Genomic DNA, 16890 nt, shown 5'->3' with positions numbered 1-16890 from the left:
CGGTGTCAATGATTCATTTTTACTGGTAGAAAGTAACACCACGCAGCGGGGTGCATTTTTTTATGGACACTTTTAAACCCATACTGGCTGAAACCCCCGGATAGCAGACAGAATAATAGTCTGTGAGTTTCAAAATGGCGAGTAATTAGAAATACTGGACTATATCATGATCGACCCTTATAAAAATGTCCACTATAACTATTTTGTGGACACTTTCAGGCGCAGCATGTAAAAAAGAGCTGTCTCCGTTTGAGACAGCTCCAACATATCTTTTTATTCCGGCGTGTAAAAATTCTGGGTGTAGTACGGCTGCTTGCGCACTTCATCAAAAGCCACCCCTACACCGAGGCGCTCGTATTCTCCGAGTAGTGCTTCGCGGTGCCCCGAATCGGAATTCATCCAGCTTTGATGCGCCTTGATCGGACTCACCTGTCCGTAAGCGATATTTTCCGCTGCATTCCGGTAATCGATACCGTCACTGGTCATCCGGTCAAACGGGTCTTCTCCGTTCTGATTTTCGTGAGAGAAAAAATGATTCGATGCCATATCGACACTGTGCGATCTTGCCGTCGATGCAGCCTGCCCGTCCCATGCCAGGATGCCTCTGCTGTAGCGCTGCCTCTGTGCGTTTGCCAGATGGAACGACAGCCGTTCGTAGCTTTCTTTCAGACGCTGATCCGGCTCAGCATAATACTTCCGGAAGTTTTCTTCCACTTCTGCGTCTATGACAAACACGGCGGTGACGCGGTAATCCCGGTGGCTGTCATAGAAAAAGGTTTCATACCGGCCGTCTTCTTTATATGTACCGGATGTTTTCGTATCAATACTGAAACGGGAACCGCCTTTTTGAATATCGGCAAGCGGATCTCCGTATGCGTCAATGACATCCGGTTTCGTATTGTCCATTTCGATTTGATGTGCGCCCTGCCAGGTATCCTGGTTCGAATAGGCAGCTACGACTTCATTGTTCTGGATGCCAAACTGTACGTACTCATCGTACCGGGTATGATACAGGTACCAGTCAAATCCGTAGCGGCTCTCAAGGACCGCTTTTTCTTCACCGAGTGTCTCCTGCATGGATGATTTGGAGTCACCAAGCCCCACCCCGCGGAAATGCCAGACTTCCTCCTCACTGTCTACGCCGGATGACGGCATATGAACCTCATCAACGCGGAACGATTCATCTAACGTCCGGGCCAGAAAGACAGAAAACTGAGCTCTTGTCGTATGTTCACCGGGATCGAAACTTCCGTCTTCCCTGCCGCTTGTAACCCGCTCCGCACCCAGATTTTCAATGGAGGCAGCGGCCCAGTAATCATTGGAAACATCGGAAAACATTCGTTCCATGCTGCCCTCCAGGCCGAACGCGTTCGCGAGAACCACAGCCATTTCCGCCCTTGTCAGAGAATCATCCGGCTCGAAGGAATCCCCGCTTCCGGTCATAATTCCTGCCTCGGCGACCGCGGCGATATAAGGATACATCGCCGCCCCTTCCTCAACATCCCGGAACTCGGGACCACCTTCTTCCACCGGCTCCAGATCAAGCGCTTCTGTCAGCATTTTGGCAGTCTGTGCGCGGCTTACATCTTCCTGGGGCTGGAAAGATCCGTCTTCATATCCGTTTATAATATCCCGGTCCGCGATATATTCAATTTCCTCCGCCGCCCAGTAGGAATTATTCACATCATCAAAAGTCTCCCCGGCCGACGCTGAAAAAGGAGACAAAGCCAGCACAGCGGCAGTTATACAAGATACATAGGTTTTTGTTCTCATCTGTATTTCCTCCGTTTCCCCACTTACAATCTATTTTCTTCTCTCTTCAGCCTTTGTTATGTAATATTACCTTCATTTTACCATTAATAAACAGGAAATGGAGGTTGATTTCCCGTATTTTTCATTAATTTATCTAAATCTGTTGACTTTTCGAACAATTAGTTTAAAATTAATTATACAAATTAAACAAACTGAACAAATTATACAATATATAAGGAGGGAGTTCATGTCTTCAGAATGGGATAAGCTCGAGGAAACACGCGATGTCATGGAGAGCGCCATCGCCCAGTCGATGGTCATTTACGGGGTCACCCCTTCCGTCGGACGCATCTACGGTGTGTTATATTTTGCCGGCGAACCGCTGTCTATTGATGAAATTAAAGTCCAGGTTGCCATGAGTAAAGCTTCTGTCAGCAACGGACTCCGCGAGCTGCAGGAAACAGAAATGGTGACCAAAGTGTGGAAAAAGGGAGAACGAAAAGATCATTTCATTGCGGAAAAAGATTTTCTGCGGAATTTCATCAATTATTTTGTCAAAAAGATCCGGCAGGAACGCAATCTTCTGATGAAAGCGGCGGAACAGACGAAACCCGCCATCCGTGAAATCGCGGAAACGACCGATGATGAAACGGTGCGGGAAACAGCCCGTCAGGACCTGGAACTGATTCAGGAATCGCAGGATTACCTGGATTGGACGACCCGCTTTGCCAACACGCTGGAATCCAGAGAAATTCTCGACTACGTTCCGCCGGTAAAAAAGAAATAAAGGAGTTCAGCTATGAATAAACAAAAGTCCGCTCTCGTACTGATCGATTTACAGAAAGAAAGCAATTTCGGCTTGATCCAGATGGATGACGTCATCGCCAATGCCCGGCATCTGATTGACGCCTGCCGCCGGGAAGGCATTCCTGTGATTTATACACGGCAGATTAACCGGAGTGATCAGGCCGGGCTCTCCAAAAATGAACCGTTGAATGAAGACGGAACGCCTTATTATTACGCCTCCCATACTGAAAACATCGAGATAATTGATGCCATTGCACCGGAAGAGGACGATATCGTCATTGATAAATACCGCTGGAGTGCCTTTTATGAAACAAGTCTCGACCTTATGTTAAAAGGCCTTGGCGTGGATGATCTTATTATAGGGGGTGTCGTTACCGATGGCTGCTTGATGACTTCAGTGTTTGACGCTTACTTCAGGGATTATCATGTCCACCTCGTGAAGGACATCTGTACGTCTTCCAACGAAGGATCCCACATGGCGGCGATGATGATTATGGCCAACTGGGTGTATAACCTGGAAGTCTATGAAACACGGGAGCTTATCAAACGACTGCATAACGAATCCTATCATCACTGGACCTGCGGACGGCCGGATTCCCTGCCGTTCACACCGGAAACGATGAGGGAAACGTTTGAACAGCTACAACCAGGAAAGGAAGTGCAATAACATGAAACGTTTACTACAATTATCCACTCTGGCAGCACTGACTACATTGGCAGCCTGCGGCGGAGGCGGAGAGGAAGCTTCCGGCAGCGCCGATAATGAAGGCCAGTCTGAAGAATCGGAACAGGACAGCAGCAATGACAAAGGAGAAACCATTACGTTCGGGAAAACCTCCTGGACCAGCACCGCAGCACCGACTCAGATAGCAAAGCAGATGCTCGAAGAAGCGGGATATAACGTAGAAGTTGAGCTGCTGGATCAGCCGGTGATCTGGGAAGGCATGCAGTCCGAAGAAATTGACTTCTTCATGGACGCCTGGCTCCCTTACACCGAAGAACAGCTTTGGAATGAATATCAGGACGACCTGCAGAAAGTAGCCACCAGTTATGAAGAAGTTCCGACCGGCTGGGTGGTTCCGGAATATGTAGAAGCCGAATCCATTTCGGATATTAAAGAAAATCCGGAAAAGTTTGACGGCAAAATTTACACAATCGGCGCCGGCGCCGGCATTGTCAACACATCGGAAGAAGTCATGGCTGATTACAACCTCGAAGAAGCCGGATTTAAACTGATGCCTTCCAGTGAAACAGCAATGATCAGTGAATTGGAATCAAAAATCAGTAACGAAGAACCGGTGATTATTACCGGCTGGCGCCCGCACTCCATGTTTGTGGATTATGATCTGAAGTTTCTGGACGAGCCGAAAGAAAACTTTAAATACGACAACGTATATGTCCTTTCCTACAACGGCATCGAAGAAAAACATCCGAGAGCCTATGAGATTCTCTCCAACTGGAGCATCAGCGTCGATGCACTGGAAGAAATGATGTATGAGTACTCCGAAAATGATACACCGTTTGAAGAACTCGCCGCCGACTGGATCGAAGAAAATCAAGATAAAGTAGATGCCATGATGGAAGGGCAGGAATAAGAAGAGTCAGAGACAAAAGGATATAGGTTATATAAAACCCGGACGATATCTGTCATGCTGCTTGAAGAATCCGACATCGTCCGGGTATTTTGTGTGGCACCAGGCATCCCGCTGCAATGGTAACAACCAGGTGCGTGCAAGGAAGCAGGGCATTGACAGGGTTTTTGGAGGAATTAGAGGGATAGGGACACTGGATATTCATGTGGTGCTTTTAAAGTCCGCAAGAGGTGTGCTTGAAGCCAGTGTGTTTCTATTACGGGCGGTTAGTGGCTCCAAGCATCCTCTTGAAACCACTATAGTTAATTCTTAACGCCGTAGTGTCGCCAAAATGACTTCATGCGGACACTATTCCTTCAATTGAGGCTGCTGATGGACACATCTGGAGAGAGACAAGCGTCTCTTTCAGTCAAGTCCATAATTTTGTGTAAAAATACCATCTACCGTTTTTCGCTTATGTTAAAGGCTGTATCGTAAACAGCCGAAACGTTTTACGCTGCGATTGGGGGCATACGCTGCAGGCGGACGCTTTCCGCGGGCAGCGCCTCAGCTTCCTCAAAGGGGGTGAATCCCCCTTTGAGGTGATCTTCGGCTGCTGCTTCGACGAACAGGATGTTCTAGTGCCGGCGTTGGTCACAGGACGTGGCCGCTTTTAGCCGGCGATCAACAAAAGAGTCGCCGCCTTCCGCTCCTGCCCCCGGGTTGAATGTTCTTCGCATAGGGAAAAACGGTATCTTTTGATACAGGGCTGCGGGTCCCCTGAGCAAAACACCTCTGAACAGGAAGGGCCGTACTCTTTTCGTCATTCAAGTGTTGGGCAAAGGTGTTTCGTTTTGCCCCGCCCCATTTTTTCATGCTGGCGGCCTGCAGGGTGGTTGTTGTAAACAAAGCTACCGGTACACAGACCATCTTATCGTCTCTGTTACTGATCAATCTATTTCCGTTACTGGCGGAATCACACCCGATACCTGCCAACGCTGCAGGAGGACGCTTCAAACGCAGCCGTTCTCCCCCTTTATGGAACCGGGAAAGAAAGAGAGACCATAAAAAATACCCGTCTGGATGTTTTATGCTTCATCCAAACGGGTATTTCTAGTTTCAGTTACCATTCATAATAGTCTTCAATGCCGTTAACGACAGCCTGTGCTGCTCTGTTTTCATAGCCGGCCTGTTTCATGCGGTTCGCGTCTCGTGTGTTTGTCACAAATCCGAGTTCAATAAGCGTGCTCGGCATGGTTGTATTGCGGATCACATAAAATCCTGTATCCGCAACACGGCGGTAATTCATTCCTGTCTCCTGAACGAGACGGTCCTGAATCGACTGAGCCAGCTCCCGGCTTTCCCGGGATTTGTAACTGCTGTCGTAAAATGTCTCGGCACCATTGGCAGATGGTGTCGCGGCATTGGCATGAATGCTGACAAACGAATCGGCGTCCGCGCGTTCGGCAATATTCACCCGGCCGCTGAGGCTTACAAATGTGTCATCGTCTCTCGTCATAACGACATTGACACCCTGGTCTTCGAGTTTGGACTGCACACGCAGTGCTACATCCAGGACGATATTTTTTTCGACGAGACCATTACCCTGTGCCCCTGGATCGTGATCACCATGCCCGGCGTCTATCACAATCGTTTTATTGCTCAAGGCACTTTCGCCGGCCGGCTTTTCATCCAGATATCCGCTGTGGGTGTAAGCCCAGTCTCCGTTATACTTAATAAGCACCCAGCTTCCGTTGGTTTCCTCATAAATTTTCACCGTGTCGCCCTGGCTGAGGCGTCCGATAGAATCATGGGAAGCATTTGGGCCGTCTCTTACCACCAGCGTGGAAGAGTTAACTTTTCCGTCTGCAATCGCTTCTGCAGTTTTATCCTCATTGTCCTGATCCGAATCCACTTCATCTACATTGGTTACATAATTGCCGTGAACATAACCTTCCCCGCCGTGGCTGCTGATTTTCAGCCAGCTTCCGGTCTGCTCGTACACATCAACCTTTGTTCCGTCCTGAAGCGTATACAGCACCCCGTTTTCTGTTCCAGGGCCGCTCCGGACATTCAATGGTGTGGACGCATCGACAACACCTTCATACAGAATACGGCTGCCGGTGTCTTCTTCCGATTCTTCCGGACTGTTGTCCCCCCCGCCGCGGAGATCTTCATTCATGGTGCGGGCGAGATAAGCGGAAAATTCCGCCCTGGTTGCTGCTTCGTTTGGTTCGAATTGTCCTGTATCTTCTACTATATTGTGGTCAACGAGGGTTTTTATGTACCCCTTTGCCCAAAAATCATCGTCTATATCGCCAAAATCGACCGACCCTGCTGCATCTTTGGATTCCGACCCAAAAAATGCGCGGGCTGCTACTGCTGCGACTTGTGCTTTTTCAATGCTTCCATTCGGGTTAAAGTTTCCGTTCTTTCCCTGAAAAATCTCCATCTGTGCTGCCCGTTCAATGCTTGCATAGGCCCAGAAGTCACTGTCCACATCAGAAAACGACGCAATACCGGGATACAGCCCGTCCTGGTCCAGTGCGCTCGTGATCATCACCGAGGCCTGAGCTCTGGTGAGAGGCTCGTCCGGGCGGAAGTTGCCGCTTGCATCACCGTCCGCTACGTTTTCTTCAGCCAGATACTCAATTTCATCTGCTGCCCAGTGGCTGTTATCGACGTCGGAAAACCTGTCGACCGCTTCGGCCGTCTTTCCCCCGATAAACGGCTGAACAGCGAGCAGAACGGCAAACATAAGCACCATATACATGTTTGCTTTCTTCAAAGACTGGTTCCTCCTCTCTGTTGTTTTCCCCTTTTTTCTGTTTCAGGGAATGTCTTTGAGTATGAAGTACTGGTTTTTTACAGGAAAAATTCCAGACAAGCGAAATGTCTGGCATCATTCTCCAACCCGTTCCTTCTGTTCCATAGAATATCATGTGTCCCCCCGGGAGACCAGCTGATTTTGAGAAAAGATAGAAAATGGTAAAATATTATCAACTCAGGTTACATAACTGTTACAAATGTGATGATTCTGTAATGCACGTCCCTATTTCTGTTCTTTTTTTTCTTCCCTTTTTCGTTTAAAATGAAGAAGTTACGATATAAATTGAAACTTCCATCGCGAAGGTTTTATGAACGATTAAATAAGGTGATATGACTATGAAAAAATGCATGATTGGCTTTTTGGGCTCCGTCCTTATTCTGTCCGGGTGTTCGACCTACGGCATGAACCAGCATCTGGAAGAAGAACAGCGAATCAACACAGACAAGTTCGCCTATGACGACGAAAATTTTGTCTATGACCGGGAAACGCTGCAGGACCTTGCGGAACGTTTCCGGCTGGAAGAGCTGACAGAAAACAATATTAACAGCATCATGGAAGAAGAAATTGAAAACGGGAATTTTAATGAGATTATCATTTACCTGCGGGAACTGCAGGCTGAGGAGGAGGAAGAAGCTGCCGCCTATTCCGAGCGGTATACCGAAGCCCTGCAGGCTCATATCGAACAGAATGATGACCCGGCCGCAGCCCTTGTAGAAGATGCTGCAGCCCTCCTGCAGCAGCGGTATGAGCTGAATCCGGAAAGCGAAGAAAATCTGATCGACTACGCGACAGTTCTGATTGAATCAGAATACAATGTGGAAAAAGGGACCCAGCTGCTCTTTGATCTTGAACAGAAACTGGAGGAAAACAATGAACAACCGGGACGGGATCTCCTGCTGGCTCTGGCGCGTGCTTACTATGCAGCCGGGGATTATGAAGAAAGCCTGGAGCGGTATGAGACGTTAACCGCCCTGGATGCCGAAAATCCCACCCACTATTACCGGATGAGCGAAGTTTATGCGGCAATGGGAGATGAAGAAGGGAAACGCGAAGCCCTGACCCGGGCCTTTGAGCCAACATCCGACTTTCTCGACAATTACGGCGACGATTCCTACCATCTGTACAAAGATTATCTCGATTCCTCGATCGAAGGTGAATCATAAAATACGGGTTTGGAAAAAACATGGGGGATTGTAACCCCGGACAACAGGCTCTCATTCTGCTGGAAGAAGCCCATTGTCCGGGTTTTCGTATGACAGTTTCCCGGCTTGAGGACAAAAAAAGATTCGCGCGAAGCTTTTAGTGTCCTCAAAGCGAGTTCCTGAAAACGCTGTATTTCCATATCCGACGATTAGTCTTCTCAAACGTCCCGCTTGAGACCACTGCCGTATTGTTTCCATACCATAGTATCCTCAAGTCGGCTTATCCTGCCATACAAAGAGCCTCTGCTTTGTTTCTACAAAAAAGGTACGGAACAGAACAAAACGCTCCCGGCATATCCTTGGGATAAACGGGAGCGTTTTTACTATTTAAGCCGGGCCTCTCCCCCGTTTTTTATTTCTCCAGCGCTGCTTTTAAAAACAGGGCAAACTGGGAACGTTTCAGTTCTTCATTCGGCCGGAAGGCTTCGACGGTTGTGATTCCGTTATGATAGAGGGTGTTGATCGCCTCATAGTTCCAGAAGTCCTCCCCGATATCTTCAAACTGGTGGGAATCTGCCGGCTCACGCAGGGTATCTTCCAATCCGGCAGCCAGAATCGAAGCGGTCTGCGCTCTCGTCATGTGTTCGTTCGGACGGATGTTTCCGCCGCTGCCTGTCATGATCCCGTGATATTCGAGAATCCTCATCGCGTCATAGCCGCGGTCCTCCTCTTCCATATCCGAGGCCTGAAGAGCGTAATCTTCCGGCGCCTCCAGCTCAAGCGCATCCACCATCATGGAGGCGGCGTGCCTGCGCAGAATCGATTCATTCGGCCGGAACTCTCCGCCGGGATAACCACTTAAAATACCGCGTACTTCCAAGTAACCGACAGCTTCCGTTAACGTCTCCCCTCTGACATCATAGAAGTTGGTCACTTCTCCTTTTCGGGCATACGCGCTTGCCATATACCCATGAATATCCGCGTAATAGACAGGGTAATATACAAAATGGTTCACCGGACTGTTATCATGCGCCGCCGCTCCTTCCACCTGCAGCGGCGTATAGAGGGAAATATTTCCGACGGTTCTCGAGTCCGTGGAAGGTCCTTCCCGGAAATTCACCTGAAAGCCCGATTCCTGCCCGTAAGTGTAAATAGCTGTACCTTCCCCGTACATCTGCGTGGAAGGCGTTGTTACCGCTGTCTGCACATTCATTTCCTCGAAACGGATCCGGTCTTCTCCATCTTCATAGAATGCTTCCCATTCCGGCAGCTCCAACGTACTGCTGCCGAGAAGACTGTTGTTTTCGATAACGTCGAAGACTTCTTCCTGATAGGTGTCATCTGCTTCTGCCGGATCATTGCGGCGGTCTAGTCCGTTGTAGGCAAGCACCGCAAAATACCAGTTTTCAAGCACCGACTTACTCCCATCATTCACCTTCGGAAGAATGGATCCGGACCAGCTCCATTTTTCGTCCAGCAGGTCCACCCCGATTTCAATATTGTACGCTGTATCGTTTTCGAGCCTTTCACGGTCCACGCCACGGTTTTCCAGATCGTTCTCATCCAGCGTTACCTGCATCAGGCCGATCCCGCCGTCCTCGTTTTCATTCATGACGGGGTCTCCGTTTTCATCAAACTGCCGCATGCCGGTTTCTTCATAGGCGATCGCCTTTACGATTTCAGGAGGTATATCATGCTCGAGTGCAGCTTCGGTGAGCAGCTCCTTTTTTTCCTTAAAGGACAATGCCTGTGTTTCATTGTCTGCCGCGGCTGCCGTTCCTGCAACTGTGATACTTCCTGCCAGAACGAGGCCTGTCATCCATGTTTTCATGAGTCCTCCCCTTTCTATGTATCTATCTTCTATTGTAATAGAAAAACCTGAATCTTCCAATTTATTTTTTCCTACGGAAGAAGTAATGAAATAGTCGGGGGTTTAATGATATACTGTGTGGGTGACTTTCCAGAAGGCAGGAATAATATAAGGAGAGAGCGCTGCATGATAGCTTCCCTGAAAAAGATTATCGGAGACGAACAACAACGAAGGTTGAAAAAATATAATAAAATCGTTGAACGGATAAACAAGCTCGAACCTGACATCGAAAAACTGAGCGATGAACAGCTGCAGGCAAAAACCGGCGAATTCCGGAATCGTCTCGACAAAGGGGAGAAACTTTCGTCCATCAGAGAGGAAGCTTTTGCCGTCGTCCGTGAAGCCTCGCGCCGGATTATCGGCCTGCGTCATTTTGACGTGCAGATTCTCGGCGGTCTCACGTTGAATGACGGGGATATTGCGGAAATGGCAACCGGCGAAGGGAAAACGATCGTGGCTTCGCTCCCGAGTTACCTGCGGGCGCTCGAAGGAAAAGGGGTTCACGTCATTACCGTCAACGAATACCTGGCCCGCCGCGACAGCGAGCTTATTGGTCAGGTGCATGAATTTCTCGGGCTTACCGTCGGTCTGAATGTGCCGAAACTCGCCAAAGACGAAAAACGGAAAGCCTACGAAGCAGATATTACATACGGGGTCAGCAATGAATTCGGATTTGACTACCTGAAAGACAACATGGTGCAGAGCACGGTTGAAAAGGTGCAGCGCCCGTATCACTTCGCGATTATTGACGAAATCGACAGTGTTCTCGTCGACGAAGCGAAAACGCCGATGATTATCGCCGGGAAAACAGAAGTCAATCCTGGACTTTATCAGATCTGTGCCAAGATGTCCCGCAGTTTCGATCCGGAAAAAGACTACCTGTTTGATCCCATCACACGTTCTGTCAGCTTAACAGACTCCGGCATTACAAAAGTAGAGCGCGCATTCGGTGTCGACAATCTGTATGACCTGGAACACCATACGCTCTATCATTTTGTGCTGCAGGCGCTGCGCGCCCGTGTCATGTTCAAGCGCGATGTCGATTATATCGTGAAAGAAGGCGAAATCAAGCTGATCGACATGTACACCGGCCGTATCATGGAAGGCCGGACGTTCAGCGACGGCCTCCACCAGGCGCTTGAAGCCAAGGAAGGGCTTGAGATCACCGAAGAGAACAAAACCCAGGCCCAGATTACCGTACAGAACTATTTCCGCATGTATCCAACGCTCTGCGGAATGACCGGAACGGCGAAAACGGAAGAAGAAGAGTTCCGCAGCCTGTACGGCATGGACGTTATCCAGATTCCGACCAACAAACCGAGAATCCGGGAAGACCGGGACGATCTCATATTTGCGACAGCCGAAGACAAATACCGGGAAGTCGCCAGAGAAGTGGCCAAGCGTCATGAGAGAGGACAGCCCGTTCTGATTGGTACAACGTCCATCATCCAGTCCGAAACGATGGCACGCTATCTTGACGAGTGGAAAGTGCCGTATGAGCTTCTCAACGCTAAAAGCGTCGAACGGGAAGTCAAACTGATCTCTCTTGCCGGGCAGAAAGGCCAGGTCACTATCGCCACCAACATGGCCGGCCGCGGGACCGACATTATGCTCGGCGAAGGGGCAGCCGAAGCCGGCGGCCTCTTTGTGCTCGGGACGGAACGCCACGAAAACAGACGGATCGACAATCAGCTGAAGGGCCGTTCCGGACGGCAGGGCGATCCCGGTGAAACGCAGATGTACATTTCTCTTGAGGACGAAATGCTGCTTCGTTTCGGCGAAGAAGATATCGAAGAAATGAAAGAAAACCTGAAAACCGACGAAAACGGCGTCGTGCTGAATGACGAGGCCCATACGATCGTCAACCGGGCCCAGGAAATGTGCGAAAACGCCAATGCTTCCCTTCGTGAATTCACATTAAAACTCGATGATATCGCCAATGAGCAGCGCAACGTGATCTATACGCTCCGCAACCAGATTCTCGAGAGCGAAGATCCGCTGCAGTCCTGGATGAACATGGTTAAATCCAGCACTAAAAAGCTGGTCGAGTCGTACTGCGGTGATGAATATGTGCCGGAGGAATGGAATTTGCGGGATCTTGAGACAAGACTGAACCGCATCATTGTCACACCGGGGATCCGGCTTCCGAAAAAAGCGGAAAACCAGAAAAATATTATGGATCTCGTCGAAGAAAAGACGGATGCCTATCTCGAAGAAGTGGAGGCGCTCCGCGGCCGCAACGGTGTCCAGAACCAGGCCCGCAAAGTGATGCTGACCAACATTGACCGGCACTGGCTCAGCCACCTGGAAGAAATGACGCGCCTGAAAGAAGGTATCGGGCTGCGCAGCTACGGACAGGAAGATCCAATGCGGGTTTACACAAGAGAAGGCTATGAGCTGTTTTCGCGGATGTATGATTTAATTGAACAGGACGCCTCCGTCCATTTATCGAAGCTGATCCGCCCGTTAGTCCTACCGGAAGAGGTGAAAAAATAATGCTCCCTTTTTTTCGCAAAAAACGTGACGGCAAACCGAAAATGGAAGGAACCGAATCCACCGTTTCCTCCGAAGAATTATTGAATGAGACCAGTGATGAACAAACCCGGGAAAAACATATCGATACGGAGCTGTCTTTCCATCCGGATTGGAATGTATCTAAAGAAGACCAGTATTCCTTTCAGTTTCTGAATATGGAGTGCCCGGCGCTTGAACCGAATCAGATCTCGCTGTCGGGAATCAGCCTCCAGCAGAACGAAGAAGATGAATCGGTCCAGATAACGGCTTTCATCCGAAGCAGCCTGAATAAAACGATCAAGCTTCATGAAACGACACTGGTGCTTCTGGACAGTTCCGATCAGGTGCTCGGCCGCAAAACGATGGATCTCGAAGAAGCCGGGGACATCCCGCCGCGGAGCAGCCGGCCGTGGAACATTACGTTTACGGAGCAGGATCTGTTCACTTCGGATGTCCCGTCGGAGGGATGGAAGGTTGCGTTTCAGCTGAAACCATCCTCCCGCAAGCACAGCCTTGATCTGCAGAACAGCTGGGAACAGTCGCTGGCCGAAAAAGACAAACACGAACTGCAGGACATGGTGGAACGGCTTGATCCACCAAAACCCGGGGAAGTGAATTTCATGGGGCTGAAAGCCGTCCAGAAGGATAACGGCGATCTGCATGTGACGCTTCTCATCCGTAATGGCAGCACCAAAAACATCACCCTTGAACAGATTCCGCTTCAGGTCGAAGATGCCAACGGAACAGTGGCAGCCAAAGGCGGTTTCACGATGAATGATTTCGGCGTGAAAGCCAACACAAGCAAACCATGGACCTTTATTTTCCCAAGCAGCATGGTGCTGGAAGACGACATTGATTTGAGCAGCTGGAAGGCCTATCCGATCCAGAAAAACGCCGCCCATTAATGAGCAGAACCGGAGGACGCATCCTCCGGTTCTTTTTAGATCGAGTTCCTGTGTTTTTGTATCGATTCTGCGGTGATCGTGTGATTTCTGCATCGATTCTCTGCATTTATCCATCGATTCAGGTGTTTCTGCATTGATTCTCCATTTTTATCTATCGATTCTTCCTATTATCGAATCTATCAAAAAAGCTTTCTCCAGATGTAAAGGAGAAAGCTTTTTTGTACTGTATTATAAATCTTCCAGTGCTCGTTCCATAAAGACAGCGAACTGGGCTCTTGTGACTGCTTCGCCGGGCCGGAAGCTGCCGTCGCTGCCGCGGGCCACTTCATAGGAAGCCAGCGTCTCAATAGCACCCTGGGCCCAGTAATCTTCATCGACATCATCAAAGGAGCTGTCGGCCTCTCGTTCTTCCAGATCAAAGGCACGAACAAGAATAACCGCCATCTGCGCCCGGGTCAGCTGTCCGTTCGGACGGAACTCGTCGCCGCTGCCGGTCATCAACCCTTCATCGGCCACGGCGGCAATGTCCTCTATCGCATGAAAATCACTTGGTGTATCCGAAAACCCGGGATCCGGACGGTCTCCACGGTCCAGATCAAAGGCACGGACAAGCATGCTGGCTGTCTGCGACCGTTTCAGCTGTTTACCGGGACGATACGTACCATCATCATACCCGTTGACGATATCCCGTCCGGCGAGATATTCAATGCTTGCTGCCGCCCAGTAATCACGCGGGACATCATGGAAAGAAGCAGGCTCATTCACTTCCACCGGAATCTCTTTCTTGTTTCCGGCAAGTTCCACCGTAATCGTACCGGAAGCACTCTCTCCGGCTGCGGTAAAGGTACCGCTGCTGTCGATCGTCCCTGCATCTCCTTCTACACTCCAATTGATCCGGCCGGCATCAAACAATAGAGTCTGACCGTCCGCAAGCGCAGGATTGGCGGAAAGATCGACCGTTTCCCCGGTTTCCAGGTTTACTTCCGAATGAGACAGATTCCAGGAATCAAACGTATCGGTTACCGTCACGCCGGTGGAACCCACCTGTTCTCCGTTGAAAGACGCCTGAATTCTGCCTTCGCCGGCCTGTTCAGCTGTAAAGGTCATGCCTTCCATACTGCCGGCATTGCTGTTGACACTCCAGCTGATATTGTCAGGATTCACGTTGACCGGGTTAAAATACTCGTCCATGCCGTACATCGTAGATACCTGCATCTCATATCCGGTCAGCAGTACCCCGTCCTCTCTGGACAGCAGCAGCTTGTCCAGGTCCGACAAAGGAGCGGTGCTGACAGCCTGCAGCGTGGAGGAAACAGCCCGTTCGCTGCCTCCTGCAAGGTTGTTCATCACGTCCGCATATTCATCTCCATGCTGCCGCGCTACCATTGTCGAGGAACCGCCTCCGTCAAAATTCAGGGCACGATCCGCCCCGATGTCACGCATGTATCTTGCAATGTCCCGGATGTTGGCATTATCCATCGTTACCATATAGACGTTTTCGCCGGTTTCATCCACCCCGACGGCTGTACGTGCCGTTTTGGATGTGTAGCGCCAGCTGTCGGAATCCATCGTAATGGCTACTTCCCCGTTTCGGACAAGCTGCGGACCGCTGCCGAGAATGAAAGAGGCATCTTTCCACTTATCGTTGATCGAAGCACTCACCGTCAGGTTATCCCCGACGCTTACATCCTGCAGCTGATCATAGCGGTTCCCGCGGGCGGATAACACGAATCCGTTTTCCGGGATCGGGGCATTCCCTGCTTCACTGTAAGGGCGTATGGCTGTCACTTCACCGCTGATTTCATCCCCGAATGAAAAGCTTCCCGGACTGCCGGACGCTGATTCCACAATAATCTCCATCCCGTACTGATTGGTTCCGGTGCGGTCATTGATATAAGAGGACGTAAACAGTACCGCTTCATTGTCACGACGCTCCGTGTTAATGTTATCCACCGTGACAGAAGAGCCGTTCACCTTTGCCGAAACTTCGGCATTATACTGACCGACTGCCGCTTTTCCATTGCTTTTTTCCCCGAATACAATCGGTTCACTGCGGTAATGTTCCCTGGAATCAGAGATTCTTCCGAAACTGATAATCTCATTTTCTTTTGTAATAATACTGAAAGGCAGCTGCGTGGAACCGGACCCCATATCAAAAAATGAAGCATTGACTGCACCTACGACACGATTTCCATCCCTTGTCGCATTTCTCGCCTGCTGGGATGTGGTACGGAGCTGATCGAGCGGTTCCGGTACGTTCACATCAAGTTTGCTGTATTCTTCATTCAGATGCACCTGCAGAATATCCGCGCCTGCGCCATCGTCGCTTTCATACGTTACCCCGGGGCCGACTTGAAAAGAAGATGCCCCCGCTCCCTGGGCCGCCGTAAAAAAAAGCGCACCCGAAACCACGGACACCATTCCCCGCTGGATATACTTTCGCATTTTCATTATGTAGGATCCTCTCCTGTATCTTATTCTATGAAGCTATGACATTCACACTAATTGTAGATTATTCCAATTGCCGAAACGTGTCAATCCGATGCCTGTAAGTTAGGAAAAAAGAACCGTGCCTGTTCCGGCACGGTTCTGCATATTACCGTTTATGATCCAGAACCTGTTCAAGATAAGCGTGAACCGGTTCATTCAGATCCTGACGGCCGAGCGCAAAATCGATGGTAGCTTTCACAAAACCGAACTTGTCTCCGACGTCATAACGAATACCGCCGAATTGGTAAGCCAGCACATCCTGATCCTGATTTAACTGCTTGATCGCATCGGTCAGCTGTATTTCGTTGCCGGATCCCGGTTCCAGCTGATGCAGGATATCAAAGATTTCAGGGCGGAGCACGTAGCGTCCCATAATCGCATAATTGGAAGGTGCTTCTTCCAGCGCTGGTTTTTCTTTTAAATCCGCCAGATGAAGAACACCGTCTTCCCCTTCCTCTCCTTTCGGTGTCACGATGCCGTATTTAGATACGTCTTCATCCGGCACCTGCTGCACACCGACAACGGAAGACTCATGGGCCTCGTATGCATCGATTAACTGTTTCAGACACGGGGTCTCGGATTTGACAATGTCATCCCCGAGCAGCACCGCAAACGGTTCATTTCCGACAAACCGGCTGGCGCACGCTATTGCATGCCCAAGCCCTTTTGGTTCTTTCTGGCGGATGTAATGGATATTGGCCATATTGGAAATCTCCTGGACTTCCTCCAGCTGCGACCATTTTTCCTTCTGGGCGAGTGTTTCTTCCAGTTCATACGATTTATCAAAATGGTCTTCAATGGCGCGTTTGCCGCGGCCGCTGACAATAATGATATCCTCAATCCCGGAAGACATGGCCTCTTCGACAATATATTGAATGGTCGGCTTGTCCACAATCGGAAGCATCTCTTTCGGCTGTGCCTTTGTTGCCGGCAGAAACCGGGTGCCAAGACCCGCTGCCGGAATAATGGCTTTTCTTACTTTCACTCGCGTCACTCTCCGTTCTATGTC

The 16890-nt window shown here is 49.8% G+C and carries 11 protein-coding genes; 6 read left to right on the top strand and 5 right to left on the bottom strand.

Annotated elements, in window-relative coordinates; all coding sequences use genetic code 11:
* Nucleotides 1-273: 273 nt before the first annotated feature.
* Nucleotides 274-1773, bottom strand: a complete 1500-nt coding sequence (locus tag ACW9JV_RS03595; protein WP_457331434.1) for an S-layer homology domain-containing protein — start codon at nt 1771-1773, stop codon at nt 274-276.
* Between the two features lie 226 nt (nt 1774-1999).
* Here ACW9JV_RS03595 and ACW9JV_RS03590 point away from each other — a divergent pair, with 226 nt between their 5' ends.
* The 3 genes from ACW9JV_RS03590 to ACW9JV_RS03580 are packed head-to-tail and all read left to right on the top strand — an operon-like array spanning nt 2000 to nt 4154.
* Nucleotides 2000-2539, top strand: coding sequence for a GbsR/MarR family transcriptional regulator (locus ACW9JV_RS03590; RefSeq protein ID WP_457331432.1), 540 nt, complete (start codon nt 2000-2002; stop codon nt 2537-2539).
* Between the two features lie 12 nt (nt 2540-2551).
* Nucleotides 2552-3226 (top strand): cysteine hydrolase family protein, encoded by a 675-nt coding sequence (locus tag ACW9JV_RS03585; protein ID WP_457331430.1) that lies wholly within the window; start codon nt 2552-2554, stop codon nt 3224-3226.
* A 1-nt stretch (nt 3227) separates the two neighbouring features.
* Nucleotides 3228-4154, top strand: coding sequence for a glycine betaine ABC transporter substrate-binding protein (locus ACW9JV_RS03580; RefSeq protein WP_457331428.1), 927 nt, complete (start codon nt 3228-3230; stop codon nt 4152-4154).
* Nucleotides 4155-5253: 1099 nt separating this feature from the next.
* Here ACW9JV_RS03580 and ACW9JV_RS03575 read toward each other — a convergent pair.
* A complete protein-coding gene (locus tag ACW9JV_RS03575) occupies nt 5254-6918 on the bottom strand; it encodes an N-acetylmuramoyl-L-alanine amidase (protein ID WP_457331426.1) in 1665 nt (554 codons plus the stop codon).
* A 377-nt stretch (nt 6919-7295) separates the two neighbouring features.
* On the opposite strand from ACW9JV_RS03575, the gene ACW9JV_RS03570 reads away from it, so the two are divergent.
* Complete coding sequence (locus ACW9JV_RS03570; protein WP_457331424.1) at nt 7296-8123, top strand: tetratricopeptide repeat protein; 828 nt, start codon at nt 7296-7298, stop codon at nt 8121-8123.
* Between the two features lie 391 nt (nt 8124-8514).
* Here the strand turns inward: ACW9JV_RS03570 and ACW9JV_RS03565 are convergent, their stop codons facing one another.
* Nucleotides 8515-9933 (bottom strand): S-layer homology domain-containing protein, encoded by a 1419-nt coding sequence (locus tag ACW9JV_RS03565; protein WP_457331422.1) that lies wholly within the window; start codon nt 9931-9933, stop codon nt 8515-8517.
* Nucleotides 9934-10098: 165 nt separating this feature from the next.
* Here ACW9JV_RS03565 and secA2 point away from each other — a divergent pair, with 165 nt between their 5' ends.
* Nucleotides 10099-12468: an accessory Sec system translocase SecA2 gene (secA2, locus tag ACW9JV_RS03560; RefSeq protein WP_457331420.1), complete on the top strand. Its 2370-nt coding sequence runs from the start codon at nt 10099-10101 to the stop codon at nt 12466-12468.
* Nucleotides 12468-13391, top strand: coding sequence for an accessory Sec system S-layer assembly protein (locus ACW9JV_RS03555; RefSeq protein ID WP_457331418.1), 924 nt, complete (start codon nt 12468-12470; stop codon nt 13389-13391). The genes secA2 and ACW9JV_RS03555 overlap by 1 nt, the downstream gene beginning before the upstream one ends.
* Nucleotides 13392-13619: 228 nt before the next feature.
* Here the strand turns inward: ACW9JV_RS03555 and ACW9JV_RS03550 are convergent, their stop codons facing one another.
* Nucleotides 13620-15842: an S-layer homology domain-containing protein gene (locus tag ACW9JV_RS03550; protein ID WP_457331416.1), complete on the bottom strand. Its 2223-nt coding sequence runs from the start codon at nt 15840-15842 to the stop codon at nt 13620-13622.
* Nucleotides 15843-15987: 145 nt separating this feature from the next.
* Nucleotides 15988-16866 (bottom strand): UTP--glucose-1-phosphate uridylyltransferase GalU, encoded by an 879-nt coding sequence (gene galU / locus ACW9JV_RS03545; RefSeq protein WP_457331414.1) that lies wholly within the window; start codon nt 16864-16866, stop codon nt 15988-15990.
* Nucleotides 16867-16890 lie beyond the last annotated feature (24 nt).

This window comes from Salibacterium sp. K-3 (assembly GCF_054052005.1).
The sequence above is the reverse complement of the archived record's forward strand: the minus strand, read 5'-3'. Positions and strand labels throughout refer to the sequence as shown.